The organism is Leptolyngbya iicbica LK (genome assembly GCF_004212215.1).
GTDB lineage: Bacteria > Cyanobacteriota > Cyanobacteriia > Phormidesmidales > Phormidesmidaceae > Halomicronema > Halomicronema iicbica.
On sequence record NZ_QVFV01000003.1, the window covers coordinates 321,225 to 346,947 of the forward strand.

Sequence of the window (25,723 nt, forward strand, 5' to 3'; positions counted from 1 at the left end):
GGTGCGCTCGACGTCGCGCAAACGCTTGCGGGCCGACGGTTTATTCTTCTGCTTTGAACTTAACGCGATGTCTTCTAACTCTGCTTCGACACTGACGGGTTACCAGTTTTTTCAGGGGATATGTCAGCCTGATGAGCCAGCGGCCATGGTGATTGCACCGATGCGGCCCAGCGATGATGTGCAACAAAAAACGGCAGCACTGCAGCAAATTTTGCATACGCTGATGGCAGCGGATAGCGGCTGGCCGACAGATCAGCCCCAAACGTCTGAAACGCTGTTGCCCTATGTGATGGATGAAGCGGAGGAACTGTTAGAGGCTTTACAAGCAGAGCCTCAGACGACGGCAGCCGCGGCGGCCCAGCGGCTCAGTGCGGGCTCCCCCCGTTTGTTGACTGAGTTGAGCGCGGATTGGCTATGGGCGATCGCGGCGAGTATGCCCATCGCGATGCAACTGCTGGAAGGGGTTGCCGCTAACATTCATGACTGGCCTCAGGTTTATGGCATTCGCCTGGTGCCCATGCTGGAAATTAAAACGGATGAGGTGACTTACACCCTCGATCTGACGACGCAAAGTTGGGGCTCTTTGGTGCCAGCGGTGGCGCCAGAGGCGGCTATGCAATTGCTCGATCTGCCTGCGGCTCCCTGGGTCACGGCGGCCACGTTGCAAACCCAGATCCGCGATCGCAGCACTGCTCTAGTGCCCGGCCTCCGTCCTTGGTTTGCCGGAGTCGCCGTCCAACTCTGTCTGCCAGATCACCCGTGGATGACGGCTCAAGCGCGACTCGTCTTGCCCTTGCTGCCTCTGACGATGCAGGTTACGGCACCCGAGCCCACCGCGTTGGAAATGCCCCTGGCGTATGTCGAAGCGTCGGGATTGCCCACCGCGCGAGTTTGGGAAGCGGAAGCACTGCCCACAACTGTGATTGAGACTAGCACTGCGATTTTGAATGCGCCCGCCCAGGCTTACCCGTGGACGCTGGATGCGGAACTGAGTTTTGCGGAGCCGGGAGCGGTGGTGGCGGCCATGTCAGCCCGGCAGCAGCAGGCATTGGGCCAGCGGGTGGTGGCATATGCGCGCGGGCAACCTCAACTCACGCTCTCTGCGTTGTTAGAGACGGTGCTCAGCAGCCTAGCGGCCCCTGAATTGGGGGGGCTGACGCTGGGCCACTCGCCGATCTCGTTGTCAGAGCTCTGCAACCAGGTGAAATGGTTATGGATTCAAGCGAGTCAGGAATATATGCCGCTGATGCGGGGGCTGTCGGCACAGCAATTGCAGTCTGGGCGTCCATGGCAGTCGGGCACATTGATGAGTCAGGGCCAATTGGTGTTGTTATCAGAGGGAGAGGCGATCGCGGCTCTGGATGTCGCAACGAGCGAATGGATCGCCGCCGCGCCGACTTTAGCGGCGACCGATCTACTGCACCTGCCGCCGGTTTTTCAATCGCAGGTGGCGATCTGGTCAGTTGAGCAGTTAACTAGCCAGATTAACCAAACAGTGGCGGCGCGATCGCCAGTATTGGCTAGCCTGATGACGGCTCCCCCGGTACAGCTATGGTCACCACAGGACGACCTATTTCCTGACTTACAGCTGCCAACCCTCGCCCTGCGCTGGCAGATTGAGTTGACCTTTTTGACCTCGACCTTCTAAGTCAGCACTTCCTTAGGTTTCAGGTTATGGCACCCTTGGGGCCATCACGTAGAGAGTCGGTTAGCCATTCATGTTCTCTGGTTGAGACAGCAGCGGATTTTGCTCAACCCAGACGGAGACGGAACCCCCGTTGCAGCGAAATTCGGCCCAGCCATATTCATTCGTGTGAATCGGCCCTTTAATGTGGCCCGTGATGTCATAAAACGGGCGATTGGGCTTGCCCACTTCCATCCATTTGGTGCCCGCTGGCCCGTCACTGAGAATCACCGCCATCGCGTGGGGATGATGTTCCGTGCCGAGTCGCGTCCAGCCGATGGTGTTGAAATGGTCGATGTAGTCGTACTGGGGTCCGTAGGCAAAATTACTGCGAGCAAACAAAAGGCGATCGATGATCCACTGGTGAGAATCCATCCAAATTTCGTATTCATTGCCGTCGGGCGCTTTGTCGCGATAGTGTGCGCCGTAGTAGTCGGCATAAAAGACGCAGGGATAGCCCTGCTCGCGCAGCAAAATAATGGCGTAGGCTAGCGGCTTAAACCAAGACTCGACAATCGATTCCAAAGCCTGCAAGGGCTGCGTGTCGTGATTTTCGACCAGGGTGACGGCAAATAAGGGCAGCTCTTTCATCAGGCTGCCGTCAAAAATGCGCCGCATGTCATAGTTGCCGCCTGCTTTGCTGGCTTTGTGGAAGTTGTGGTGTAGTGGCGCATCAAAGAGGTTGAGCCGTCCCCCCGCATTGCCGATATACCAACTCAGGGTGCCAAAGTCATACGTCCAATATTCGCCGACGCAGAACAGATCGCGTCCGGTGTGGGCTTCGAGATGGTCGAGCCATTCGTTAAAGAAATCGCCGTTGATGTGTTTAATGGCGTCGAGCCGAAAGCCGTCCGCGCCGATTTCATCCAGCATCCACTCACCCCAATATTTCAATTCGCCTTTGACTTCGGGGTGGTTCATATCCAGGTCGCTGCCCATCAGGTAGTCGTAGTTGCCGCGTTCTAAGTCGACCTTGGTTTCAAAGCTTTTGTCGGCCATTTTCCACACGGCTTTGAAGTTGGGATCAGCGCTGTTGTAATCCACTGAGTCAAAGTGATACCAGTGCCACTTCATGCTGGAATATTGGTCGCCCCGGCCTCCGCTGCCGTTGGTGCCGCGAAAGTCAAAGCCTGTCCACGCGCGGATCTGGCGGGCTCCCCCCAGTGGCTGATTGCGATTGTGGGGATCGTAGGGGATCGCATCGAATTCTTCTTCAAAGTCAGCGGCCATTTTGTGGTTAAACACCACGTCGGCGTAAATTTGGATGCCGTTTTGGCGACAGGTTTGCACCGCTGCAACGTACTCATCTTTAGTGCCGTATTTGGTACGAATGGTGCCGCGCTGATCAAATTCTCCCAGGTCAAACAGGTCATAAATGCCGTAGCCGACGTCGTAACTGCCGCCGATGCCTTTGTAAGCCGGGGGCAGCCAAAGGGCGGTGAAGCCCGCATTAGCCAGCATGGGGGCGTCTTCTTTCAGCTTTTGCCAGTGGGTGCCGTCGGGCTCGATGTACCAGTGAAACCACTGCATCATGGTGCCGTTGAATTCGGCGGGGGCTTTTTTGGCGGCGATCGCAGGGGCGTTAGTCTTCACCCAATCCTGGAGGGCCAGTTCGGCGGTTTTCAGGACATCAGCCTGGAGGGCTTTGCCGATCGCACGAAAGTTTTCTTTGAGTTGCTGAAAAGGTGTCGACATAGAAGCGCACAAGGGTGGAGGACGAAGTGGCCTTAGCGTACGGCGTTCAAGACAGGGAATGGGCAGTCGTCTTCGAAAACTGGACTCAAACTATCCGCATCACCAGTCGCCAGAGCCATCTCTGAAACCGCCTAAATAAAGTCGGGGCTCTGGTCAAATTTAATCGACTACGGCAGCCTTGGCACGATCGCAGCAAAACACTGGAACATTCCGCCGCGATCGCCGCATATCAAAGAAATGCCCCGACTAGCAAGGTTTTGTCGTCTCAGATACCAGAATCGCATCAGGCTTTAGGAAACGTTACAAGAGTTATTGAATCGTTCCATAAATTCCGAAGAAAACCCTAAAGCTTTTACGGAATTAAAATCACTCTTCCTAAAGTGATAGCAATCCACCTCGGAGAAGATAGCGCTGTCAGCAATTGCTGGTGATTGACTATCGCCGGGTTTAAGGGTTCTGGATTGCACGTTTAATTTCTATGTCAGCCAACATCCCTTTTGATTCTGCTCCGCGATTACAAAATTTATTTAGCGTATTTAGCGCTGACAAACGCCTGGCCGCTCCGATGCGGTTGCGGCGGCTGATTTGGAAACTCGCGATCGCGACATTGGCGTTGATGGCCGTTGGTAGCGCCACTCGCGTCATGAATGCCGGATTGGCCTGTCCCGATTGGCCGCTCTGTTATGGCCAGCTGGTGCCGAGCCAGCAAATGAACCTGCAAGTCTTTTTGGAATGGTTTCATCGGCTGGATGCGTCGCTGATTGGCTTGATGTCGATCTGGTTAGCGGTGCAGGCTTGGTGGTGCCGTCGTGATGTGCCGACTTGGCTGCCTGGGGCCACGGTCGGAGCGGTCTTGTTGATCATGGTGCAGGGGGCGCTGGGTGGTCTCACGGTGACTGAACTGTTGCGGTTTGATATTGTCACCGCGCATCTGGGCACGGCCCTCGCCTTTTTGCTGACGCTGTTGGTGATTGGTTTGGGCTTGACGCCTTATCAGGGGTTGGGCACTTCTGGCCGATTGCCCTTTATTGGGGCGATCGCGACTGGATTGGTTTACATCCAGTGCTTGTTGGGAGCCCTCGTGGGCTCTCGCTGGGCCGCCCACCAATGCCTCGGCGGTGCCCAACTCTGTCAGGTTATGGATAGTCACTTGATTGGCGTCGTGCCGCCTACTGTCGCCATTTTGGGATTGCTGCTGGTGTCTTGGCGTACGCCGGCGCTGCATCCTTGGTTGCGACGACTCACGATGTTGATCGGCACGTTATTGGCGAGCCAGATTGTGCTGGGCATTGCCACCTTGCAGCTACACCTTCAGGTCGAGCCGTTGACCGTGACTCACCATACCGTTGGCGCGACCCTGACCGCTGCGTTAATGGCCTTTACCGTATTGGCTTGGCGCGATCGCCAAGCGGCTCCCACCGCCCTGGCCGACGATACCTCGCGACTTGCTTCCACGATTTAGCCCTGCGGCCAGCGAGTTATCGGTTATCAAAGACGGGCGATCGCCCTCATTTTCATACTTGCTTTCTCATTTTTAAGGATTTCACTGCATATGCAGACTTCTCCCACTTGGCAGAGTCCCACGCCTCACCACGACAGCTTTTGGCAAGTTTGCCGCAGCTATTGGCAACTCACAAAGCCGAGAATTATTCCGCTTTTGTTAATCGAGACGGCGGCGAGCATGTTGGTCGCGGCACAGGGCACGGTTGAGCCGCTGTTGCTCTTGGTAACCCTGTTGACGGGGGCCCTGGCGGCGGCCTCGGCCCAATCGATTAACTGCATCTACGATCGCGATATCGACTTCGATATGGAGCGTACTCGGCATCGCCCGATTCCCTCCGGTCGCATTCAGCTGCGAGATGCGCTGATTTTTGCGGTGGTGCTGGCGGCGACGGCCTTTGCCTTGCAAACATTGGTCGCTAACGTGCTTAGTGCCACCCTCGAAATGGTCGGAATCGCCGTGTATGTGGGCGTCTACACTCACTGGCTCAAGCGCTCTTCGACTCAAAATATTGTGATCGGCGGCGCTGCGGGGGCGATTCCGCCCCTGGTGGGTTGGGCTGCCGTCACGGGTGAACTCAGCTGGGCCGCCTGGCTGTTTTTTGCCATCGTCTTTATCTGGACGCCACCGCACTTTTGGGCGCTGGCGCTGGTGATTCAAGACGACTATGCCAAGGTCGGCGTGCCAATGCTGCCAGTGGTCGTGGGCGATGAAGCGACTGCCAAGCAAATCTGGGCCTATACGCTGCTGTTGGTGCCGATTACTTTATTGATGACGGTGCCGCTGCATGCAACCGGTTGGGTCTATGGGGCGATCGCACTCTACCTAGGCTGGATTTTTCTCCGCAAGGCTTGGGACTTATTGCAAACGCCCAGCGATCGCGATCAGGCCAAGTCTCTGTTCAAATACTCCATCCTTTACATGATGGCCCTCTCAGCTGGGATGGTGATCGATAGTCTGCCGGTGACTCGCGCCGCGATCACCGCCCTCAGCCAGCAGGTCTACGAATTTGCCAGCGTCTTGATGCCGCTGTTAACGGGCGCATAACCCCAAGGTTTATCGGCCCAGCCGCTTCGAACTGCTAGAACAGGCCGTTGTCTCTCACTCAAAAGCCGCTGTATTGATCATCTTTTGGAAATCAATACAGCGGCTTCTTGATCGATTAGGTTGCTGGCTGGGGTCAGCGCCAGGGAACGTCAAACCTGTTTCGCCTCAGCATGAGACTATACTGGGGCCGCGTATTCGCCTGTGAGTTTGTTCAGTTGGTTGACTAGCAGACTGAGGAACAGTCCGACATCGGTGACCACCCCAATGGATTCTAGCGAGCCGCGATCGCTCAACTTCGTCACCACCGCTGGATTAATGTCCACACACACCATCTTCACGCCCGCCGGAGTCATGTTGCCCACCCCAATCGAGTGCAGCATGGTCGAGAGCATCAGCACCAGATCCGCTCCCTCAATCAGCCGCGCATAATCTGCCTGGGCTTGCAGCAAATCCATCTGCGTATCCGGTAGCGGCCCATCATCACGGATGGAGCCAGCTAGTGAAAATGGCACGTTGTGCTTCACGCACTCGTACATCACCCCGCTTTGCAATACGCCCTGCTCGACGGCCTGAGCAATGCTGCCACAGCGGCGAATGGTATTGATCGCCTTGAGGTGGTGACGGTGACCACCATGCACCGACACGCCACGCTGCATGTCCATGCCCAAAGAGGTGCCCATCAGCGCCTGCTCAATATCGTGAACAGCGATCGCATTGCCCCCCAGCAGGCCGTGAATATAGCCGCCACGAATCAGCGTTTGCAGATGCTCACTGCCCCCCGTGTGGATCACGACTGGCCCTGCAGTAACCACGGCTTTGCCACCCTGATCGCGAATGCGGCGCAGGTCCCAGGCAATTTGCTCCACGACCAGTTCCACGCGGCGCTCGCTAGAGACCCCCGCCCCCATAAAGCTGAATTCTTCGCTGGAGCGTGGTTTGAGACTCGTGTCCTTGCGCCGGGTCCGAATGCCCTCGCTGCCCACGACGACGGACTCGCCCACCTGTAAATCGCGCAGGAGTTTGCAACAAGCCACCGGGCCATCAGCGGTTTGGGTGACCGCGATCGCGGCATCCATCCGCTGAGCCTGCACCGGAATCCAGCGCCCATCTACCGAAATCTCCGTCGGATAAATTGCCGTCACATAAAAGTCGTCGGGCGCGACCCCAGCTTGCACAATGGCTTCTAAATGGGCGTCTGCCGTGTCTTCTGACTGCACCACCGCGCCCAAATCGACCAGTTGCCCGAGAATGTCTTCAATCACGGCGGCATCGGGAGCCGACACTTTGACTTCGGCGGTGGAAACGTCCTGACGCTGTTCGCCCAAGGTGAAATTCAACACTTGGAAGCTGCCGCCTCCGGCCACAATCGTATCGAGCGCCCGGTTGACCAGACCCGAATCCAGCAGGTGGCCCTCAAAATGCACAATGCGGTTTTGAATCGCCGTGGCCCGAGGCGAAGCCTGGCGCGGTTCCGTGACGCGCAGGGTCAAACATTTGGCTGCCCCGCCCGCCTTCAAAAATTCCGTTAACGGTGTTTCCACCACCTGGAAGCCCCGCGCAACAAGCGTCTTTTTGAGTTGATCACTAGCCTGATTGAGCACGATGGTGTGATCAATATTCACCGCATTACAGGCAAAATTCACGGCATCGACTTCATCCACCACGATGCGCTTATCTGCGGGCACCCGGCGCTCAATCAAGTGATTAGAGTAGGTGTCAAAAGCAGGAGGATAGTAGAGCAGATAGCCGTCCGTCAGGGGACAAAAACAGGTGTCGAGGTGATAAAAGCGCCGATCAATCAGCCGTAGCGACAGCACTTCCACATCTAGCCACTGGGCCAAATAAGGATGCGCATCCAGCTCTGTGCGGAAGCCGTAGCCCGCCCACAGCAACTCGCCTGCGCGATCGAGCAGCGCATCGCCAGCGCCCTCAAAAGGCAGGCTTTTGGGCAACGTTTTGACCGTAAAACCCTGATCCGCAAACCATTGCTCAAAATAAGGCTCTTCGCCCTGGCGTTCGGGATGAAAAAAGCGACTGAGGACGACGGTGTCGCCTAACACTAAGCCAGCATTGGCCGTAAACACCATGTCAGGCCAGCCGGGATGCGGTTCCACCAGTTCTACCGTCGCGTGCTCCTTCAAGATTTCATAGAGCTGGTGCCACTGCTCTTCCGCGCGATCGCGCGACGAGCGATGAATATTCCCCTCCATCCACGGGTTGATGACGTAATCGACCTCGTAGTGGTGAGGTGCACACATCAAAATTTGCACTGGCTGTGTCATAGTCCGCTTCCCTGCTGAAACAATATGTTTACGCGACGCTAAATCACCGACTGAGGTCGTCTTTTCTCCGACTCTCAATTATCACCGACCACTGATTCCCCAAGTCACAATATTGCTCTTCACAGTCACCACGTTTCATGATTTCCTGACAAAGCCAAGAGTGCCAACATTTGAGGATTTGGTCGACAGCGTCGCCCGTTCTCGGTATAACTCGACGTCACGATTCTCTTCTTGGCAGAAATCTGTCTTGGCAGGAATCTGGGGGGTTTGCTGCGATCGGTCGGTTCAATGTTTTGACACAAACCGGCACTCTCGCCTGCCAGCAGCTCTGCACAGGAATTCCTCGTGGCCGCCCAGACTATTCTTTGCTCAGAGGCTGAGGCTTATTTAAATTCGCTTCCCCAACGTTGAATGAGATGGCGTACGGACTATCGGTTTTGATGGAAGCTCTCCTGATTTCTAAGCCCACCACCTGACCATCTTCGTCGTAATCCAAAATCAAACCAGGCGAAATTTGGGTCGTTTCCTCAATCACCGCTTTCACAAAAGCGATTTGCAAAATGTCTTTGTCCGGGTCATAAATGACTTTCATGTGGAAAAGGAAACGTCTTCAATAAAACCAGAATAAGTCGGCAAAAACCTTGCTAAACAAAGAATTTTGGGCACCCTCTTATTCCCTTACAGCCTTGAATTATAACGTTTCTCAACAGACTCGCCGATAACGACTCAGGAAATCTCAACTTAGCACGCGGTGATTTCAGACGCGCGTCGTTTGAACCCCAGGGCCGCGATCAAAGTTTGGCGCAACGCCTTTGCGAGCGATCGCGGTTCCCTGATGCCGCCCTCGGTTGAGCTAGGGTTGGCGAATCAACTCAGGTATCGCCAAACTCAACTCTGTAGATTAGGTCAGCCGAACTTTGACAACAGGCTGACGGGAGACTCTCGGTCTAAGGCTAGTTGCCGCTAGGGTTACTGCTCGATGAGCCACTGGGGTTAGAAAATGTGTTGATGTAGCCGCCCCCGGTGTAAACTCCAGGCGCCCGCGGAGCTGTAAAAGGGGGCGGCGGCGGGGCCACCGTCGGGGTAGCGGTACTCCCCCCCACGGGCGTATAGGGCGTGAAGCCATTACTGACATCAACATTCGGAGAGTTGAGGTTAGGCACACCAGTGCCCGAGGCGGTGCCCGGGAACCCTGAGGTCGGAGTAGCCAACGTACTCCCTGGTATCGTCGATGTGCTGGTGCCAGGTAGGGGCGGTATCAGGTTCAGGGAAGCCGGGGCAGTGTAGCCGGTAGTGCCCGGTGGGGGAGACATTTGGGGTTGTGTCGGTAAGACCGGAAAATCGACTCCGGGGATGGTGGTGATTTGCGAGTTGAATTCGCCCGGCGGTAGGTTGAACTGACCGTTCTCTCGAGTCGCATTTTCGCCTTCACCAGTTGTTGTAGCGGTTTGCTGAGCGCTGCTGGAGAGCGATCGCAGCTCATTCGCGAGTTGCGAATCGGATTGTGTCGATACCGCTCCAGCTAGTCCAGCCTGATTCTGCAATGCTTCTGCTAAAGGGTTGATCGGTCGTCGTTCTGTAGCCGAGGACCGACCAAAGGAATTAAAACTAATCCCGCTAAACTGACTGCCGGTATTACTAGCAGTAGACTCAGTGGACCGTGAGTTGCGGCCAAACTGATATTGCTGTAAATAGTCAGAAAAAGGACTGGTGGCGATCGATGAGCCCGAATTGTTGCCTTGGGATAGCGCCAAGACTTCATTCAAGAATGAGGACTGATTCGTGATGTCGCCTTCCGGCAGTGCCTGAATGCGCGGATTATTGCCTGGTTCTACACCGAGCTCATTCATCAAGACGGTCAGGCTATCCAACCCCGCTGCAGCGGCTTGTTCTTCTGGGGTGAGTCCCGATAAATCAGCTTCTTCGCTAGGACCCACTGCATCATCTTCAAAGGCCCCAAACCATTCGGGATGGCGCAAATAATCCCACACAAATACTCCTAGCAGCAGCACCCCTACCGTTGAAGCGAGCGGCAGAGGTCGAGTAAAAAAGCGAAGACGCTTGATCACGACATCTAACCAGGTGGCATCTTCCATGTGTTTTAAGGCCTTAACCCAATCTCTAACTCAATACTAACGGTCAGTTCTGCTTTGTGGTGGGGACGTCGCATGTCTTGTCCGTTACTTTGCAAATGCTGAAGATGCCGTTCGACAATGGCGGCACACGGCGATCACGATGGCTCTAGCAGCCATCATTTAAGCCAGTGAGCTCCCCCCGTAGATTAGGCGTGAGTCAGACGGTTAGCTGGATTGCCAGCGGCAACAAGAGCATTGCCATATCTGGCCATCGGGGGCTACAAAGTCCGGTCAAGATTAAGAACCGGCTAGTCAAATTTAACCTGAGGATGATCTGGTCTTAAGCCATGCCTCAGACGATAGGCCCAAAGGTCATAGGGTAAAGACGCCGTCTGACAGTTAAACCAAAGGTTCGGTAAGGCTGAATGCACCAATAGCCATTGCTTTTCGGTGACACAGTTGGTCGGTGGTTTCTTGTTGTGGCTCCGTCTCGCATTGTCATGAAGCGATTGAGGCGCTGAGATACAGATTCAGATGACAGATGTTATCAGCGGCATCCTAGTGCAAAACTTAGAAAATCACTTAAAGGCGGGGATTGCCTTACAGCCCAACCACATCTTATTGGTCGATGATGAAGCTCTGATTCGCGAGACGGTGGGGCTCGCGCTGAAGGCAGAGGGGTACCGCGTTGATGTGGCGGCTGATGGTACGTTGGCGCTGGAACTGTTGAACAGTCTGCCGTCACAACGCTCGGATGGGATGCCGCCGTTTGATCTGGCGGTTTTGGATTTGATGCTGCCAGGGGTCAGTGGGCTTGATCTTTGTCGTTTGATTCGTCATCGCAACTGGGATATACCCATTTTGATTTTGAGTGCCAAGGCGAGCGAGACCGATCGCGTGGTGGGGCTAGAGGTCGGCGCTGACGATTATTTGGCGAAGCCGTTTGGGATGCGGGAATTGGTGGCGCGATGTCGGGCGTTGCTCAGGCGTTATCGGCGGGCAAAAGCGCCCCCTAAACCGATGACCTTGAGTCATGGCGAGATTGTGCTGTATTTGAACGAGTTTCGAGTAACGGTGGCAGGGTGTGAGGTGGCGTTGTCACCGAAAGAACTGCGGATTTTAGAACTGTTTATGCGTCACCCTAATCGAGTCTGGAGTCGAGAGGAGCTGATTGATCAGGTTTGGGGGGCGGATTTTATGGGCGATCGCAAAACCGTAGACGTCCACATTCGCTGGCTGCGCGAAAAGGTGGAAGCTGACCCCAGTAAACCCCAATACATCGTGACGTTGCGCGGATTTGGTTATCGGTTTGGCTAAGTTGCACTGTGGTCAGTTGCACTGCTCAGATCGGCATCGTGGCGTCGTATGCAAGGTTAGCGATCGCCCCGCCTCGGGCGGCTAATCGTTAATGCTATGTCGGGTAAAGATGTAAATGCGTTGAGTCTGCAAGCGCCCTTGCAACTCGGAGGGATAGAGCATATCGGGACTCGGCTGCAGCGAGAAGATCTGACGGCTGAGCCCCACTTGCAGATGGTTAAAGGGGTCAGCCCCGTCTGACACAATCATTTCGAGCTGTTCGAGATCGGGAGATTGCACCAGTTCGTCCAAAATTTGGGTGACCGATCGCCAGGTTTCTGCCCCAGCCTGGTTATACCAACCGGGGGAGACGGCTTGCGGCGCTTCGAGCCCCAGATTAACGATGAGCTTGCCTTGGCCAAAGAGCGCGACTGCGACGGATCGCACCTCTTCCTGCGCTAAGAACCCCGCTTGGTGAGCTAGTTCCCGCACTTTTTCCAACTGCTCATATTTGGCCGCGATCGCCGAAAAGTCGGCTTTGGTCTGAATCGCGATCGTCACCAAATACGTTTGGATCAGCAGATGCCCGAGCTTTTGGGCTTTAGTTTCCAGGTAGTGAGAGTTGTATGGGGTGGCTTCAATGATCAGGGGCACGCGATCGACCATGTCGAGTCCATACCCTTTCAATCCAGCAATCTTGCGTGGATTGTTGGTGATCAGGCAAAACTGGCGCACGCCAATATCGTTCAAAATTTGTGCCCCGATGCCGTAGTTGCGTTGATCGACTGGCAGACCCAATTTTTCATTCGCTTCGACGGTATCCAGCCCCATGTCTTGCAGTGAATATGCTTTGAGCTTGTTGACCAGGCCAATGCCGCGGCCTTCTTGACGCAGATAAACGACCACCCCCCGTCCGGCCGCGTCAATCATCTTGAGAGCGGCCTGCAGCTGCATGCGACAGTCGCAACGGAGTGACCCAAAAGAGTCGCCCGTCAGGCATTCCGAATGGACTCGCACCATGACTGGCTCGTCGGCAAAAGTCGCCGGATCGCCCTTAACCAGCGCAACGTGCTCTGAGTTATCCATCAGGTTGCGATAGGCGTAAATATCGAAGTGACCGAACTGGGTCGGCAGGGCAGCGATCGCCTCGCGCTTGATAAACCGCTCATGCTCCAGCCGATAACTGATCAAATCCGCAATGCTGATCAGTTTCAGGCCGTGGGTCTGTGCATAGTCAATGAGCTCGGGCAGCCGCGCCATCGACCCATCCGGATTCTGAATTTCACAAATCACGCCAGCGGGATACAGCCCTGCCAACCGAGACAGATCAACCCCGGCCTCGGTATGCCCCGCCCGCTTGAGCACCCCGCCTGCCTTGGCCCGCAACGGAAAGATATGCCCCGGGCGACGCAAATCTTGCGGCTGCGCACTGGGATTCAGGGCCACCTGAATGGTGCGGGCTCGATCTTCGGCTGAGATGCCTGTGGTAACCCCCCACTTCAGGGCTGCATCAATGCTGACAGTAAAGGCAGTTTGCTCGTTTTCATCTTCAAACGAGCTCTGGGTCACCATCAGGGGCAGCTCTAGTTCGTCGAGTCGCTCACCCGTCATCGCCAGGCAAATTAAGCCGCGCGCTTCAACCGCCATGAAGTTGATCATGTCTGGGGTCGCAAACTGGGCTGCGCAGACCACATCCCCTTCATTTTCACGGTTTTCATCGTCTACAACGACGATCGCTCTGCCAGCGGCTAAATCTTGTAGGGCACCGTCAATGCTGTCAAAGGTAAACGCTAACTGTCTTGAGTCACCGGGCTCTGCTGGTGAGATGCCTGCCGGGTTCACGTCCTCAAGGTTCGCCAAGATTTCCTATTTCACTCATTCGTCCTCACTATCGATTCTAGTGTGCTGACCTGATCCCTGACGGCAGATTGTTCCCGTCATCCAGATTTCTGTCAGCAATTAACACCACAAAATAGGGGGTTGTAGTATTAATTGCTGGAGTGTCATACCGCATCCACATTCAACCACCCTGAAAACCGACAGGTATCTCGTCGGGACGAACGGTTGTTCGCCCCGACAAATCGAGGAGATGTCAACCAGATTTCGTTTAGAGAAAGATTCCTGGCTCAGGTTGAGGAATGAGAATCAGTGGGGATAGCCGTCGTATCTGTTTAGCAGGGCTTGAGATCCCCCGCTGTCGCTAAACAGATACTCCGTCTCGGCTACCCCAGGGCAGACATCTCGTCTGCCCTAACCACTGGGATGTTGGTGGATTCTCTTGGTCTTAGGGCTATACACTTTGCCAGGCGACGTAAGGCAGGTTAGCCGCCGTCTGCTGAATGTCAGCGCTCTGGGCGACCAATTGCCCCGTGGCATCCCACGTGCCGCCTGTGAACATTTGGCGTGGGCCACTTGCGAGTTCGACCGGAGCCGTGAAGTCGCCCATCGTGACGGTCATGGCGTCGAGATCAAGCGTGAGCGGCGTTTGGGGTTGGGTGGCGATCCGGGTTTGCAGTTGATTCGCGACGTCGGAACTGACCGTGACACAGGGCACGCCCATCGCCACGCAGTTGCCAAAAAAGATTTCAGCAAAGCTTTCGCCAATCAGGGCTTTGATGCCCCAGCGGGCGATCGCTTGGGGGGCATGTTCGCGAGAGGAACCACAGCCAAAGTTGCGATTCACCACGAGAATTTCGGCGGTTTGATACTGCGGCTGGTCGAAGGCATGTTGACCGTTGAGTTGAGTGCGATCGTCCGCAAAGACTTGTTCGCCTAGGCCGTCAAAGGTGACGCACTTGAGAAAGCGGGCGGGAATGATGCGATCGGTATCAATGTCATCGCCCTTGAGGGGCAGCCCTGGCCCCGACACGGTCTTGATCTGAGACATACGCTATTGCAATTTCTGTGGTGGATTTTCATCATACCGCCTGACGTTGAGCAGCCATCAGCTCAGGCTAGTGGCTGCCCCGCTGCCGTTGGCGTGCTATTCGTCGAGCAAGGGGTCGGGGGTCATGTGGTCTTCCGCCGAGTCAATCTTATTGGTGATCCACAGCGATTGATAAGGCCGAAGGATATATGCGGCATCTAAAGTGGTGAGGCGATCGCCCGAAATCAAATCAGTCCACTCGTCGGTATCCAGCAGATTTAGATCAGATAGCCGTAATTCCTGCACCTCGCGACTGAGGTTATGAATGCAGAAAATGCTCTGATCGCGGGCCATGCTTTGTCGCCAAAAGGCAAAAATCGCCTGGTTGAGCGGATGCAGGGTGTATTGGGTGGCGTTGGGATGAAAGGCTCGCTGCCGACGACGAATTTTGATCAACCGGGAAAGTTCTGCCATGACTTTGGCATGGGGCGTGTTGGGGTCGGCCAGGGCTGCTTCCAATGCCTCAATATTCCACTTAAAGCGGTTAATGGTGCGGTTGTGCCCGGTATGGATGACGCCTTCATGGTTATTCTGAGTCGCGAGCAAGCTGTGGATGTAGAACGCCGGGATGCCTTCTAGCGACATCATGATGGTTTGGGAGCAGAGGAAGCGCTCGATCTGCCATTCATCTTCACCGGCGATCGTCCCTTTCATGGCATCGAACAAGGAAATATTGATTTCGTAAGGAGACTCAGAGCCATCAGCATGGCTGCGCATACTGATCTTGCCCCCAAATGACTTCATCGTCTCCAGGAGTGAATTGTATTCGTCAGCGGTGAGCAGTCCTTCCGTCGGGCGGAGGCCAATACCGTCATGGGACGCAGTGAAGTTAAAGTAAGCGCACCCAATGGGGGCTGGGGGCATACTCATCATCCACTGTTTGAGATAGTCCGATCGCCCCTGCATCAACGCATTCAGCACCAGCGGCGGCAAGCTGAAGTTGTAGATCATGTGCGCTTCGTTGCGGTTGCCAAAGTAGCTAAGGTTTTCGCGGTTGGGGACGTTGGTCTCCGTAATGATGGCAATGCGGGGATCAATCATTTGCAGCAGTTCCCGCAGGAGGCGCACCATGGTGTGGGTTTGGGGCAAATGAATGCAGCGGGTGCCTTTTTCTTTCCACAAATAGCCGACGGCGTCTAAGCGGATGTAGCGAGCCCCAGCCGCCACGTAGAACAGAATGATTTTGACGTATTCCAACAACAGATCAGGATTGCTGAAATCAACGTCGATTTGGTCGCTGCTGAAGGTGCTCCAGACGTGTTTGGGACCATCGACCGTTTCGAGTTTGGTCAACAGCGGCGAGCTGCGGGGCCGCACGACCTCGGCTAGCTGCTCATCTAGGGGATCAGCCTCAATGAGGTAATCGCAACCCGGTTTTTCCCCGGCTTGAAATTGCTTGACCCACGGATGCTGGCTGGAAACGTGGTTAATGACTAAATCGACCATCAGATTAAACGATTCGCTGATGCGCTTCACGTCTTCCCAGTCGCCCAGTTCGGGATTCACTGCGGTGTAGTCTTTGATGGCAAAGCCGTCGTCTGAGGTATAGGGAAAAAACGGCAGAATGTGGACGCCCGTGAGGCTATCTTTGAGGTGAGTTTCTAAAAATTCAGCGAGCACGGTCAGTGGCGATCGCCCATCATCGGCCACGAGACTGTCGCCATAGGTGATCAAAATAACGTTGTCGTGGCTCCATTTGCGCCAGTTTTCGCGACTGCTTTGCTGCATGTGAGGTTGCAACAGAGCTTGCAGTTGTGGAATCAGGGTTTCCACCTGTTCAGGCGAATACACCTTGCTGAGTAAGGGTTGAATACGTGCAGAAAAATCCATCAGCAAACATTAATAACAGAACAGATAGAAAAAAATTAGAGATTTAGACGAGCTGCCGACACCGTTAGAGAGGCGTGCCAATCAGGGTGCCATCGGGCTTAAAAGTGACTATCGATCATCCCATTCGAAAATCAGCGGATTTGACATAACCTGGGCAATTTCTTCACGTAATGGCAAAGACAGCAATAACTCGAAAGGTCAAACAAAGTCTTGAGCCCAGTCGAGCAATGGCGACTGCTTGCGGTAGCCGGGAAGCTCCGATGCGCCCATCCGCCAGCAAGGTGCTCTTGGTTGTGAAAGGAGGGGGCGATCGCATCACCCCCAGCGGTTTTACCGAGATAGCGTAGCATTCTGACCAAAAAGTCTTGTAATCCCTGACACGACATCTTGCTGAAGCTGATCGAGCCGGGACTCATCCTGCCCCGACCGAGGGCGGCGCAAACCCGTGACCGACCGGCTTGGGGCCGAAGTTACTCAAATTGCTAGCAAAGATGTCAGGGGTGCAGCTGCTAGCGGCAATTCCGTTGCCCACGACACCTACAACTATGGGAAAAATCCGCCATCATGAAACAGTTGTTGTCGGCAAGGTGTGAGATAGACATTGTGAGCGATTTCAATATTCAGGCTCCTTTTGAACCTAAGGGAGATCAGCCCAAAGCGATCGCCGGTCTCACTCAATATTTGCAAGACCAGCATAAATACCAGACCTTGCTGGGGGCGACGGGCACAGGTAAGACCCACACCATGGCCCGAGTGATTAACCAGATTGGCAAGCCGACCTTGGTGCTGGCCCACAACAAGACGTTGGCCGCGCAGCTTTGCAACGAGCTGCGCGAGTTTTTCCCCGATAATGCGGTGGAATATTTCATCAGCTATTACGACTACTACCAGCCGGAAGCTTACGTCCCGGTGACGGACACGTACATTGCGAAAACGGCGTCGATTAACGAAGAAATTGACATGCTGCGGCACTCCGCCACGCGATCGCTGTTTGAGCGGCGCGACGTGATTGTGGTGGCCTCCATTAGTTGCATCTACGGTTTGGGGATTCCGTCGGAGTATTTGAAGGCGTCCATTCCCCTACAGGTGGGCATGGAGGTGAACCAGCGCCAGGTGCTGCGGGATTTGGCGGTGATTCAGTACACCCGCAACGATTTGGATTTGGGGCGTGGCCGATTCCGCGTCAAAGGGGATGTGCTGGAAATCGGCCCCGCCTATGAAGATCGCATCATTCGGGTGGAATTTTTTGGCGATGAGATCGACGCCATTCGCTACGTTGATCCCGTCACGGGGGCGACGCTGCAAAGTATGGAGGCGGTGAACATTTATCCTGCCAAGCACTTTGTCACGCCGGATGAAAAGCTGGAAGCGGCGTGTCAGGCGATTCAAGATGAGTTGCGTGATCGCCTCGAAATTTTGGAAAAAGAAGGCAAGCTGCTAGAAGCGCAACGACTAGAACAGCGCACCCGCTATGACTTAGAAATGCTGCGAGAAGTCGGCTACTGCAACGGCGTAGAAAACTATGCCCGCCACTTAGCCGCGCGTCCTGCCGGGTCGCCGCCAGAGTGTTTGATCGACTATTTCCCCAAGGACTGGCTGTTGGTGATTGACGAATCCCACGTCACCATTCCCCAGATTCACGCCATGTATAACGGCGATCGCGCCCGCAAAATGGTGTTGATCGAACACGGTTTTCGCCTGCCCAGCGCCGCCGACAACCGTCCCCTCAAGGCGGAGGAATTTTGGGAAAAGGTCAATCAATGCGTGTTTGTGTCGGCGACGCCAGGTAACTGGGAAATTGAGATCTCAGAGGGGCGTGTGGTCGAGCAAATCATTCGTCCGACGGGGGTGCTCGATCCCGAAATTTATGTGCGGCCCACGGAGGGGCAGGTCGATGACCTGTTGGACGAAATTCGCGAGCGGGCAGTGCGCAATGAGCGGGTGCTGGTGACGACGTTGACCAAGCGCATGGCCGAAGATCTGACGGAATATCTTGACGAGCAGAATGTGCGGGTGCGGTATCTGCACTCGGAAATTCACTCGATTGAGCGGATTGAGCTGATTCAAGATTTGCGGGACGGCAACTTTGACGTGCTGATTGGGGTCAACCTGCTGCGAGAAGGGTTGGACTTGCCGGAAGTCTCTCTAGTGGCGATTTTGGATGCGGACAAAGAGGGCTTTTTGCGGGCGGAGCGATCGCTAATTCAAACCATGGGCCGAGCGGCGCGACATGTGCAGGGCAAGGCCATCCTCTACGCCGATAACCTGACCGACAGCATGGCTAGGGCCATTGACGAAACGGAGCGGCGGCGGGCGATTCAGCAAAAGTACAACGAAGACAACGGCGTTGTGCCCCAGGCCATCATCCGTAAAAAGAGCAACGCGATTTTGTCCTTTTTGGAAGTGTCCCGCCGCTTGAACGTGCAAGAACTGGATGAGGTTTATGAGCAGAAGGATGACCTGGCGCTAGAAGATATTCCGGAACTCATTAGCCAGCTCGAAAAGCAAATGAAAGAAGCGGCCAAAAATCTCGATTTTGAAGAAGCAGCCAAGTATCGTGATCGCGTTAAACAATTACGGGATCGGTTGCTAGGCAAGCGATCGCCCGTGGCTGATTAGGTACGTGTTTAGCGTCGATTTAAGCAGCGCGATTTTGCCGCACCATGGCTTGGGCGACTTGTTCGATGAACGAGTCGCCTCGTTGTTGGCAGGTGGCGGCTAAGGAGGCCAACACACTCCAAGTGGTGGCCCCGGAGAGCGTTTTGTTGCCGCAGGAGAGTTTACGACTGATGACCGCGGGGCGTAGTTGCCGCTCGGCGTGGTTGTTGGTGGCGTTGACTTCCGGGTAGTCCAGGAATGTGAGCAAGTGGTCTTGCTGCTTAGCCAAGCGCTGCCGCAGCTTTTCCTCTTGCTGTCCCTGGGAGGTGTCGGGCGGTCGGGGATGAGCCAGCAGTTGGGCAAAGCGAGTTTCGAGGAAATCGCGACTGCGCTGTTGTTGAACGGGGTCCAAATCAGGGACCAGTCGTTTGAGCAGCAAGGCCGTGTGCAACAGGGTGCGCAGTTCGAGTAAATAGCTGGAGCCTTGTCCGGCTTCGCTCCTCAGCGCTTTGGAGAGGGCTTTGAGGTGGTGGGCGTAGCATTTTTGTTGGACGCCGTCGAGCCCATCGTAGATGGATAAACAGTCGCTCACCAACACCCCTTGAAAGGTGTCTGACAGAATGGCTTGCGCCGTGGCCCGGTCGCGATGCTCGACGACGCGATAGTAAGTGGTCGTGGGATTGGTAAACACCCAGAGGGTGTAGCCGGGACCACCGACCCACCAACCCGTCTCATCGGTATGGATGACCGGGCTCTGGCGTAAGGTCTCCAAGCTCTCGTCGTACGCGCCTTGCAGCGCCGTGGCGATGCGTCCAGTCGCTTGCGCTAAGCCACCAGGACTAAGCGACAGGCCAAACATCTCCTGCAACACACGGCAGGTCTTGCGCATCGTCAGTTTCAGGTCTTTATTCAACGCCGCCGCCAACCCCAAGGCGCGAGGACCGAGATGGGTGCCCGCCGCACCCGTCGCTTGGGACACTTGCAGCGGATGGGTGGATGACACTGTTTGCTGGCAAGCCCCGCACTCGGTTCGATAGGTGCGTAAGCGAATTACCCGCGGGTGTATTTCCGGAATTTCGAGAATCGTTTGTTCCACCGCTCGTTGATCTGAGAATGGTAAGGCTACGCCACAGTCAGGACATGCCATCAGCGGGACTTCAATCTGCTCATCGCTCGCCAAGGGCGCCGGCGAGCGTCGCCAGTCGCCCGGATGACCCGGTTTGCGACCCGGCTTTGGAGGCCCTTTGGCCGACTCCTCGGGTGTCCGACGAAACGGAGCAACGCTGCCTCGATGTAGCTCGTCCTGAAGCTGCTGTAACTCAGCCTGACCAGTCTGCAGTTGGGCTTGACAGGTCCGTAATTCTGCCCGCAACTGCAGCAGTTGCTCGGCTTGGCGGGCAAAGTGTTGAAGCAATTGCTCCGGATCCTCCGCTAGCCACTGACGACCGAAGGCGACCACTCGTTCTAGGGCGATCGCTTTCGCGTTACGGGTATTCTCAGGGGCGGATAGCGGTTCTTGGGACAATTGCGTTCGGTCATCCTATCAGCGCGATAGTCACTACCTTAAGCCTCCTTTTCTCTGCTGGGAGGAATGACAACCGAACACAGACGCTAAACACGTACGTTAGCGCAGCGTAACCCATGCAGGCGTTGGGTTTCGTTCCTCAACCACAACCTACATATACCTACGTCTATTTATCTCCACCTACTTATTTAGCGATCGCCACGCTTAACCATCCGTCAGTTGGGGCGTCAGCTTGTCGCATCATGCCCCCCAGTGGGTCATCGCGAGCAAATCTTGCTACCCTCGCGATGTCATCTTTAGTTATTTGCAGGTAGATGCGAATGGTAGCCCCTCAGGCGCTCATTTTTGATATGGATGGGTTGATGCTCAACAGTGAGCCACTGTATCAACAGGCTTGGCAGGCAGCAGCTCAAGAGTTGGGGTTCACGCTTGAAACGGAACTGTATCTCAGTCTGGTGGGACGCAGCAGCGCTGAAGCCGATCGTCTGTTTGTGGAAATGTATGGCGATCAGTTTCCGGTTGAGGTTTTTAATGAGCGTTGGGAAGCGCAGTGGAGATCGCTCGTCCAACAGCAAGGTATTCAACTGCAACCCGGTTTGCTGCCGCTACTCGATTGGGTAGAGCAACAGGGCTTACCGAAAGCTGTGGGAACGTCAAGCCTGGCGGCAGAAGCCGAGTTATGTCTGGGAATGGCGGGAATTCGCGATCGCTTCACGACCGTCGTGACCGCTGATCAGGTCACAGCAGGCAAGCCAGCCCCTGACATTTTCCTTGCAGCGGCAACCCTGTTAGGCGCATCACCTGCTGATTGTCTGGTATTAGAAGACTCAAATGCTGGTGTCCAGGCAGCACAGGCAGCAGGGATGTCAGTGGTGATGGTGCCCGACTTACAGGTGCCAACCGCGACGTCACAGGAAATCGCCCAGCAAATTTTTGCGTCACTACACGAAGTTTTGACCTGGTTGCGGGGCCTCTAACCAGTCGAAAATTTGATCTAACTGTTCCGCTGTGATTAGGCCATATTTCCAGAGCGCAATCGGCAATAGATTGGGCAAGGCTCCGGCTTGACGAACCGCCAGTGCGATCGCATCCTCTGACAAGCCCATCTCTTTTTCTAAGTATTCAATTAGGCGGGCTTGTGTGGTCATTGGCTGGATTAGGTGCGATTTACTACAGACAGTTAACGTAGTGTAGCCATGAAAGGACACTTTTAGTAGCGACTTTCGAGGGATTTTGCCACAAGATCAAAAAAAATTACTGATCACACCTCAAAAAGTTCTATACCCGTTCATATCTTGAACGTTTGGGTGGCTTAAGTCCTCGTCTCATGACAGGGTACGAGGGCGATCGCGCTCCCTTAACCAGGGTTGTTGCCAAGTCAGTACCCGGCTGGCTCGAACCTATTTCGCTGGCTAGAGACTCGCCCTGATCCGGGTCTGAAACCACCGTCATCCCGTCGCCGCCGCTGGGGCAAACCTCAATTCGCTCACCCGTCATTGCGGCGTTGAGTGGTGAATAATGGCGATATTTCTATCTTTTAGTTCGGCATTTCTATCTTTTAACAGGTTGTGGTGGGGCGCATTTCTGGTGTAATGGGCACGGACTGCGTTTAGAAGCTGTCGCCATCGTCGCGCTTGGGTGACCCCAATGCAGGAAAGCTCCAACATCATTCGACTACTCAGTGCGATCGCCGCCATTGTGTTGGGCTCCGGTGGCGTGATCGCGTTATTTTATGCCGCCAATATTTTGGTCAATCGGCTGCCCTATCAATTGCGATCTCGCATTTTGCCTTGGGTTTACATGGCTCCGGCGCTGGCGGTGCTCACCGCATTTCTGATTTTGCCGACCATTCGCACGGTCATCATCAGTTTTATGGATCGGCGATCGGAAGCCTGGGTCGGGTTCGACAACTATATATTTGCCTTCACCAACTCAGATATGCTCATCGCCTTCCGCAACAATGTGTTGTGGCTGGTGTTGGTGACGGGCATTAGCGTCAGTCTGGGGCTGGTGATTGCGGTGCTGGTGGATCGCGTCAAATATGAACCCCTCGCCAAAGCGCTGATCTTTTTGCCGATGGCGATTTCCTTTGTGGGCGCGAGTGTGATTTGGCGGTTTGTCTATGCCTATCAGCCCCCCGGTGTGGAGCAGATTGGGTTGTTGAATGCGATCGTGGTGGCGCTGGGGTTCGAGCCGATTGGCTGGCTGGTGAACAAAACCGTCAACAACTTTGCCCTCATTGCCATCATGATCTGGCTGCAAACGGGCTTTGCCATGGTGCTGCTGTCGTCGGCAGTGAAGGGCATTCCCAAAGACGTGATCGAAGCGGCGCGAATCGATGGGGCGAACGAGTTTCAGATTTTTTGGCGCATCACCATTCCCATGATTAGCTCCACCATCGTCGTCGTGTCCACCACGATTATTGTGCTGGTGCTTAAGGTGTTTGACATCGTGTTTGTGATGACGGGCGGCAATTTGGATACCGACGTGATTGCCAGTCGCATGATCAAAGAGATGTTCAACTTCCGCAACTTTGGCCGGGGTAGCGCGATCGCGGTCATTCTGCTCCTCGCGGTGATTCCCGTCATGGTGACCAACATTCGCCGATTTCAGCAGCAGGAGGCCAACCGATGATCCAATTACCGGAAAAGCGATCGCCCCAATCCCTCACCCTGATGGATCGGGTGGAAAAGCTGCTCACCGCCGCCCCCGTCCACTTGGTCGTCATTCTCCTTGCCGTACTGTGGACGCTGCCCACTGCCGGACTGCTGATCAGCTCCTTTCGCCAGCCGGACGTGCTGCTCGAAACGGGCTGGTGGACGGTCTTCACGCCGCCGTTCAATCCGGGACAGTTTCACCTGGGCAACTATGCCGACGTGCTGACTGGACAAGGCATGGGCCAAGCGTTTTTGAATAGCCTGATTATCACCATTCCCGCCACGGTAATGCCCATCGCGATCGCCACCTTTGCCGCTTACGCCCTGGCCTGGATGCGCTTTCCCGGTCGGCAACTGTTGTTTGTCGTCATCGTGGGATTGCTGGTGGTGCCCCTGCAAATGACCCTGATTCCGGTGTTGCGGGCTTACAACACGTTGGGCATGTCCGGGACGTTTCTCGCCGTCTGGCTGGCCCATACCGGCTACGGCATGCCCCTCGGCATTTACCTGCTGCGCAACTACATCGGCACCTTACCCCGCGACCTGATCGAAGCCGCCGCCGTCGATGGCGCGTCCCACCTCAAAATTTTCACCCGCATTGTGGTGCCGCTCTCGACCCCCGCGATCGCCTCCTTCGCCGTCTTCCAGTTCCTCTGGGTGTGGAACGATCTGCTCGTCGCGCTGGTCTACCTCGGCGGCAATCAGAATGTCGCCCCCGTCACGCTGGTACTGCGCAACCTGGTGGGCGATCGCGGTCAAGACTGGCACTTGCTCACAGCGGGCGCATTTATCTCCATGATTGTGCCGTTGCTGGTGTTCTTTGCCTTGCAGCGGTACTTTGTCCGAGGATTATTAGCCGGTTCAGTCAAGGGGTAATCAGGTTGCTAACAGTTATGCCTCAAACCTCCAAGCATCCGATATCGGGGCAGCGGCTGGTAGCCCCGATGAACACAACTGCGATCGCTAACTGTACTCGCCCCCTCAAAAACCAAACCAGCCACTCCTTTCGCGAGGTCCAGGACGGCGGGTCGTCCTGGTTGATGGGGGTCTGGGGGAAAGCAAAATTTCCCCCAGTCGCCCCCTGCTTGATCAACCAAAATATTCATCTTACGAACCCTACCCACAAATCTAAAACCGCTAATCGGCACCCCAAAAACTCGTCCCGCGGCCCCCAATATTTAACCCATCCCTCCGATCCACAGTCCAGTCACCTACAGTCATAAGCATGGCGCACATCGTATTTGAACAAGTCACCAAGCAATACGACAACGGCTTCGTCGCCGTCAAAGACCTCAACCTCGACATTGGCGAAGACGAATTTCTCGTCCTAGTCGGCCCCTCCGGCTGCGGCAAAACCACCTCCCTGCGGATGCTCGCCGGACTCGAATCCATCAGCAGCGGCAACATTTATATCGATGGCAAGCGGGTCAACGAGCTGTCCCCCCGAGAACGGGACATTGCGATGGTGTTCCAGTCCTACGCGCTCTACCCCCACATGAGCGTGTTTGAAAATATGGCCTTTAGCCTGCAACTCCAGGGCACGCCCAAACCCGACATCCAAACTCGCGTTCACGCCGCCGCCACTCAACTCGGCATCGAAGCCCTGCTCGATCGCAAACCCAAACAACTCTCGGGAGGGCAACGCCAGCGGGTCGCCGTAGGGCGGGCGATCGTCCGTGACCCCGCTGCCTTTTTGATGGATGAACCCCTCTCCAACCTCGACGCCAAGCTGCGGGTCCAAGCCCGCGCCGAACTCAGCAAGCTGCACAAAAAGCTGAGCACCACCTTCATCTATGTCACCCACGATCAGGTAGAAGCCATGACCATGGGCAGCCGCATCGCCGTGATGAATCAGGGCATTTTGCAGCAGGTCGATACCCCCCAAACCCTCTACGACCAGCCCAACAACGTTTTCGTCGCTGGCTTCATGGGCAGCCCCTCCATGAATTTCTTTGACGCGACTCTGAAGCCCGAGGGCGATGCATTATTCATTAAAGCGGGCGCGTTGCGATTGCCGATTCCAGCAGAGGAGCGATCGCGCTACCAGCCCCACATCGGCACCCCCGTCATCTTCGGCATCCGCCCCGAAAACATCTACAACCCCAAATTTGCACCCCCTGGCATCAACCCCTGCGAAGTTGAAGCGACGGTCTCCGTCGTCGAAATGATGGGCCACGAAGAAATCGTGTATCTTGCCTTGGCGGACGGGCATGAATTTTTAGCCAGAGTCGATCCGCGATCGCGCTTCACCCCCGGCGAAATTGTCCGCGTCAGCTTTGATATGAATCGGTTTCATCTCTTTGAGCAAGCCTCCGAGCATGTCTTGGCTTAAAACATGGGCTGCTGAGGCATCGGTTTTCTGCCGTCGATTAACGGTCTTGGCTTAGCTGACCAGTCTCACTTCGCCTGCTTTTCAAACCATTTAAGGGCATCACCCCCAAAGTCTTAATGCGAGAACTGGGTTAAGGGCGATCGCCCAAACACACCTCGATAATCCTCAGCATTTAGGAGGGTGATTATACTGAATGCGTCTACCTAATCACCCATATCAGGGCATTAGACTGACAAATTTCCAACTAATTAGCTGCGTCAGGGATCCAGACTTGA

The 25,723-nt window shown here is 55.2% G+C and carries 18 protein-coding genes; 9 read left to right on the plus strand and 9 right to left on the minus strand.

The window, feature by feature from the left end; all coding sequences use genetic code 11:
• The first annotated feature begins 67 nt into the window (after positions 1 to 67).
• Positions 68 to 1,648 (plus strand): nucleoside triphosphate pyrophosphohydrolase family protein, encoded by a 1,581-nt coding sequence (locus DYY88_RS15255; protein WP_130199467.1) that lies wholly within the window; start codon positions 68 to 70, stop codon positions 1,646 to 1,648.
• A gap of 60 nt (positions 1,649 to 1,708) precedes the next feature.
• On the opposite strand, the gene DYY88_RS15260 is transcribed toward DYY88_RS15255, so the two are convergent.
• Positions 1,709 to 3,379, minus strand: a complete 1,671-nt coding sequence (locus DYY88_RS15260) for an alpha-amylase (RefSeq protein ID WP_072041327.1) — start codon at positions 3,377 to 3,379, stop codon at positions 1,709 to 1,711.
• A 478-nt stretch (positions 3,380 to 3,857) separates the two neighbouring features.
• Between DYY88_RS15260 and DYY88_RS15265 the strand changes: the two genes are divergently transcribed.
• Both DYY88_RS15265 and DYY88_RS15270 read left to right on the plus strand, forming a co-directional pair.
• Positions 3,858 to 4,841 (plus strand): COX15/CtaA family protein, encoded by a 984-nt coding sequence (locus tag DYY88_RS15265; RefSeq protein WP_044151230.1) that lies wholly within the window; start codon positions 3,858 to 3,860, stop codon positions 4,839 to 4,841.
• A 90-nt stretch (positions 4,842 to 4,931) separates the two neighbouring features.
• Positions 4,932 to 5,927, plus strand: coding sequence for a heme o synthase (locus tag DYY88_RS15270; RefSeq protein WP_039727047.1), 996 nt, complete (start codon positions 4,932 to 4,934; stop codon positions 5,925 to 5,927).
• A 176-nt stretch (positions 5,928 to 6,103) separates the two neighbouring features.
• Here the strand turns inward: DYY88_RS15270 and argZ are convergent, their stop codons facing one another.
• The 3 genes from argZ to DYY88_RS15285 all read right to left on the minus strand — a co-directional run bounded on the left by argZ (position 6,104) and on the right by DYY88_RS15285 (position 10,305).
• Complete coding sequence (gene argZ / locus DYY88_RS15275) at positions 6,104 to 8,209, minus strand: bifunctional arginine dihydrolase/ornithine cyclodeaminase (RefSeq protein ID WP_039727050.1); 2,106 nt, start codon at positions 8,207 to 8,209, stop codon at positions 6,104 to 6,106.
• A 358-nt stretch (positions 8,210 to 8,567) separates the two neighbouring features.
• The gene (locus DYY88_RS15280; RefSeq protein WP_039727052.1) at positions 8,568 to 8,801 is read right to left on the minus strand and encodes a DUF2283 domain-containing protein; all 234 of its coding nucleotides are present in this window, start codon (positions 8,799 to 8,801) and stop codon (positions 8,568 to 8,570) included.
• A 361-nt stretch (positions 8,802 to 9,162) separates the two neighbouring features.
• Entirely contained in the window at positions 9,163 to 10,305 is a 1,143-nt protein-coding gene (locus DYY88_RS15285) for a hypothetical protein (protein WP_039727053.1), read from the minus strand.
• A 513-nt stretch (positions 10,306 to 10,818) separates the two neighbouring features.
• On the opposite strand from DYY88_RS15285, the gene DYY88_RS15290 reads away from it, so the two are divergent.
• Entirely contained in the window at positions 10,819 to 11,601 is a 783-nt protein-coding gene (locus tag DYY88_RS15290) for a response regulator transcription factor (protein ID WP_084607069.1), read from the plus strand.
• A gap of 81 nt (positions 11,602 to 11,682) precedes the next feature.
• Here DYY88_RS15290 and ribBA read toward each other — a convergent pair whose 3' ends face one another.
• From ribBA to DYY88_RS15305, 3 genes are all read right to left on the minus strand, one after another.
• Complete coding sequence (gene ribBA, locus DYY88_RS15295) at positions 11,683 to 13,440, minus strand: bifunctional 3,4-dihydroxy-2-butanone-4-phosphate synthase/GTP cyclohydrolase II (protein ID WP_201279004.1); 1,758 nt, start codon at positions 13,438 to 13,440, stop codon at positions 11,683 to 11,685.
• A 430-nt stretch (positions 13,441 to 13,870) separates the two neighbouring features.
• The gene (leuD, locus tag DYY88_RS15300) at positions 13,871 to 14,467 is read right to left on the minus strand and encodes a 3-isopropylmalate dehydratase small subunit (protein ID WP_039727054.1); all 597 of its coding nucleotides are present in this window, start codon (positions 14,465 to 14,467) and stop codon (positions 13,871 to 13,873) included.
• A gap of 96 nt (positions 14,468 to 14,563) precedes the next feature.
• Positions 14,564 to 16,336: a sugar phosphorylase gene (locus DYY88_RS15305; protein ID WP_039727056.1), complete on the minus strand. Its 1,773-nt coding sequence runs from the start codon at positions 16,334 to 16,336 to the stop codon at positions 14,564 to 14,566.
• A gap of 603 nt (positions 16,337 to 16,939) precedes the next feature.
• On the opposite strand from DYY88_RS15305, the gene uvrB reads away from it, so the two are divergent.
• Complete coding sequence (uvrB, locus tag DYY88_RS15310; RefSeq protein WP_039727058.1) at positions 16,940 to 18,955, plus strand: excinuclease ABC subunit UvrB; 2,016 nt, start codon at positions 16,940 to 16,942, stop codon at positions 18,953 to 18,955.
• A 19-nt stretch (positions 18,956 to 18,974) separates the two neighbouring features.
• On the opposite strand, the gene tnpC is transcribed toward uvrB, so the two are convergent.
• Positions 18,975 to 20,459: an IS66 family transposase gene (gene tnpC / locus DYY88_RS15315; RefSeq protein ID WP_130199468.1), complete on the minus strand. Its 1,485-nt coding sequence runs from the start codon at positions 20,457 to 20,459 to the stop codon at positions 18,975 to 18,977.
• A 320-nt stretch (positions 20,460 to 20,779) separates the two neighbouring features.
• On the opposite strand from tnpC, the gene DYY88_RS15320 reads away from it, so the two are divergent.
• The gene (locus DYY88_RS15320; RefSeq protein ID WP_160299543.1) at positions 20,780 to 21,436 is read left to right on the plus strand and encodes an HAD family hydrolase; all 657 of its coding nucleotides are present in this window, start codon (positions 20,780 to 20,782) and stop codon (positions 21,434 to 21,436) included.
• Here the strand turns inward: DYY88_RS15320 and DYY88_RS15325 are convergent.
• A complete protein-coding gene (locus DYY88_RS15325; RefSeq protein ID WP_039726770.1) occupies positions 21,401 to 21,607 on the minus strand; it encodes a DUF2949 domain-containing protein in 207 nt (68 codons plus the stop codon). The two genes, DYY88_RS15320 and DYY88_RS15325, sit on opposite strands and share 36 nt — an antisense overlap.
• A gap of 499 nt (positions 21,608 to 22,106) precedes the next feature.
• Here DYY88_RS15325 and DYY88_RS15330 point away from each other — a divergent pair, with 499 nt between their 5' ends.
• From DYY88_RS15330 to DYY88_RS15340, 3 genes are all read left to right on the plus strand, one after another.
• Positions 22,107 to 23,093 carry a carbohydrate ABC transporter permease gene (locus DYY88_RS15330; RefSeq protein ID WP_039726769.1) on the plus strand — a complete coding sequence of 329 codons (987 nt, stop codon included), beginning with the start codon at positions 22,107 to 22,109 and terminating at the stop codon, positions 23,091 to 23,093.
• Positions 23,090 to 23,992 (plus strand): carbohydrate ABC transporter permease, encoded by a 903-nt coding sequence (locus DYY88_RS15335; protein ID WP_039726767.1) that lies wholly within the window; start codon positions 23,090 to 23,092, stop codon positions 23,990 to 23,992. The genes DYY88_RS15330 and DYY88_RS15335 overlap by 4 nt, the downstream gene beginning before the upstream one ends.
• Before the next feature lie 349 nt (positions 23,993 to 24,341).
• Positions 24,342 to 25,448 (plus strand): ABC transporter ATP-binding protein, encoded by a 1,107-nt coding sequence (locus DYY88_RS15340; protein ID WP_039726765.1) that lies wholly within the window; start codon positions 24,342 to 24,344, stop codon positions 25,446 to 25,448.
• Positions 25,449 to 25,723: the final 275 nt, after the last annotated feature.

Bases quoted from the DNA above. Each gene is read 5' to 3' on its own strand.
- DYY88_RS15255 (WP_130199467.1), top strand. From the start codon at position 68: ATGTCTTCTAACTCTGCTTCGACACTGACGGGTTACCAGTTTTTTCAG.
- DYY88_RS15260 (WP_072041327.1), bottom strand. From the start codon at position 3,379: ATGTCGACACCTTTTCAGCAACTCAAAGAAAACTTTCGTGCGATCGGC.
- DYY88_RS15265 (WP_044151230.1), top strand. From the start codon at position 3,858: ATGTCAGCCAACATCCCTTTTGATTCTGCTCCGCGATTACAAAATTTA.
- DYY88_RS15270 (WP_039727047.1), top strand. From the start codon at position 4,932: ATGCAGACTTCTCCCACTTGGCAGAGTCCCACGCCTCACCACGACAGC.
- argZ (WP_039727050.1), bottom strand. From the start codon at position 8,209: ATGACACAGCCAGTGCAAATTTTGATGTGTGCACCTCACCACTACGAG.
- DYY88_RS15280 (WP_039727052.1), bottom strand. From the start codon at position 8,801: ATGAAAGTCATTTATGACCCGGACAAAGACATTTTGCAAATCGCTTTT.
- DYY88_RS15285 (WP_039727053.1), bottom strand. From the start codon at position 10,305: ATGGAAGATGCCACCTGGTTAGATGTCGTGATCAAGCGTCTTCGCTTT.
- DYY88_RS15290 (WP_084607069.1), top strand. From the start codon at position 10,819: ATGACAGATGTTATCAGCGGCATCCTAGTGCAAAACTTAGAAAATCAC.
- leuD (WP_039727054.1), bottom strand. From the start codon at position 14,467: ATGTCTCAGATCAAGACCGTGTCGGGGCCAGGGCTGCCCCTCAAGGGC.
- DYY88_RS15305 (WP_039727056.1), bottom strand. From the start codon at position 16,336: ATGGATTTTTCTGCACGTATTCAACCCTTACTCAGCAAGGTGTATTCG.
- DYY88_RS15320 (WP_160299543.1), top strand. From the start codon at position 20,780: ATGGTAGCCCCTCAGGCGCTCATTTTTGATATGGATGGGTTGATGCTC.
- DYY88_RS15325 (WP_039726770.1), bottom strand. From the start codon at position 21,607: ATGACCACACAAGCCCGCCTAATTGAATACTTAGAAAAAGAGATGGGC.
- DYY88_RS15330 (WP_039726769.1), top strand. From the start codon at position 22,107: ATGCAGGAAAGCTCCAACATCATTCGACTACTCAGTGCGATCGCCGCC.
- DYY88_RS15335 (WP_039726767.1), top strand. From the start codon at position 23,090: ATGATCCAATTACCGGAAAAGCGATCGCCCCAATCCCTCACCCTGATG.
- DYY88_RS15340 (WP_039726765.1), top strand. From the start codon at position 24,342: ATGGCGCACATCGTATTTGAACAAGTCACCAAGCAATACGACAACGGC.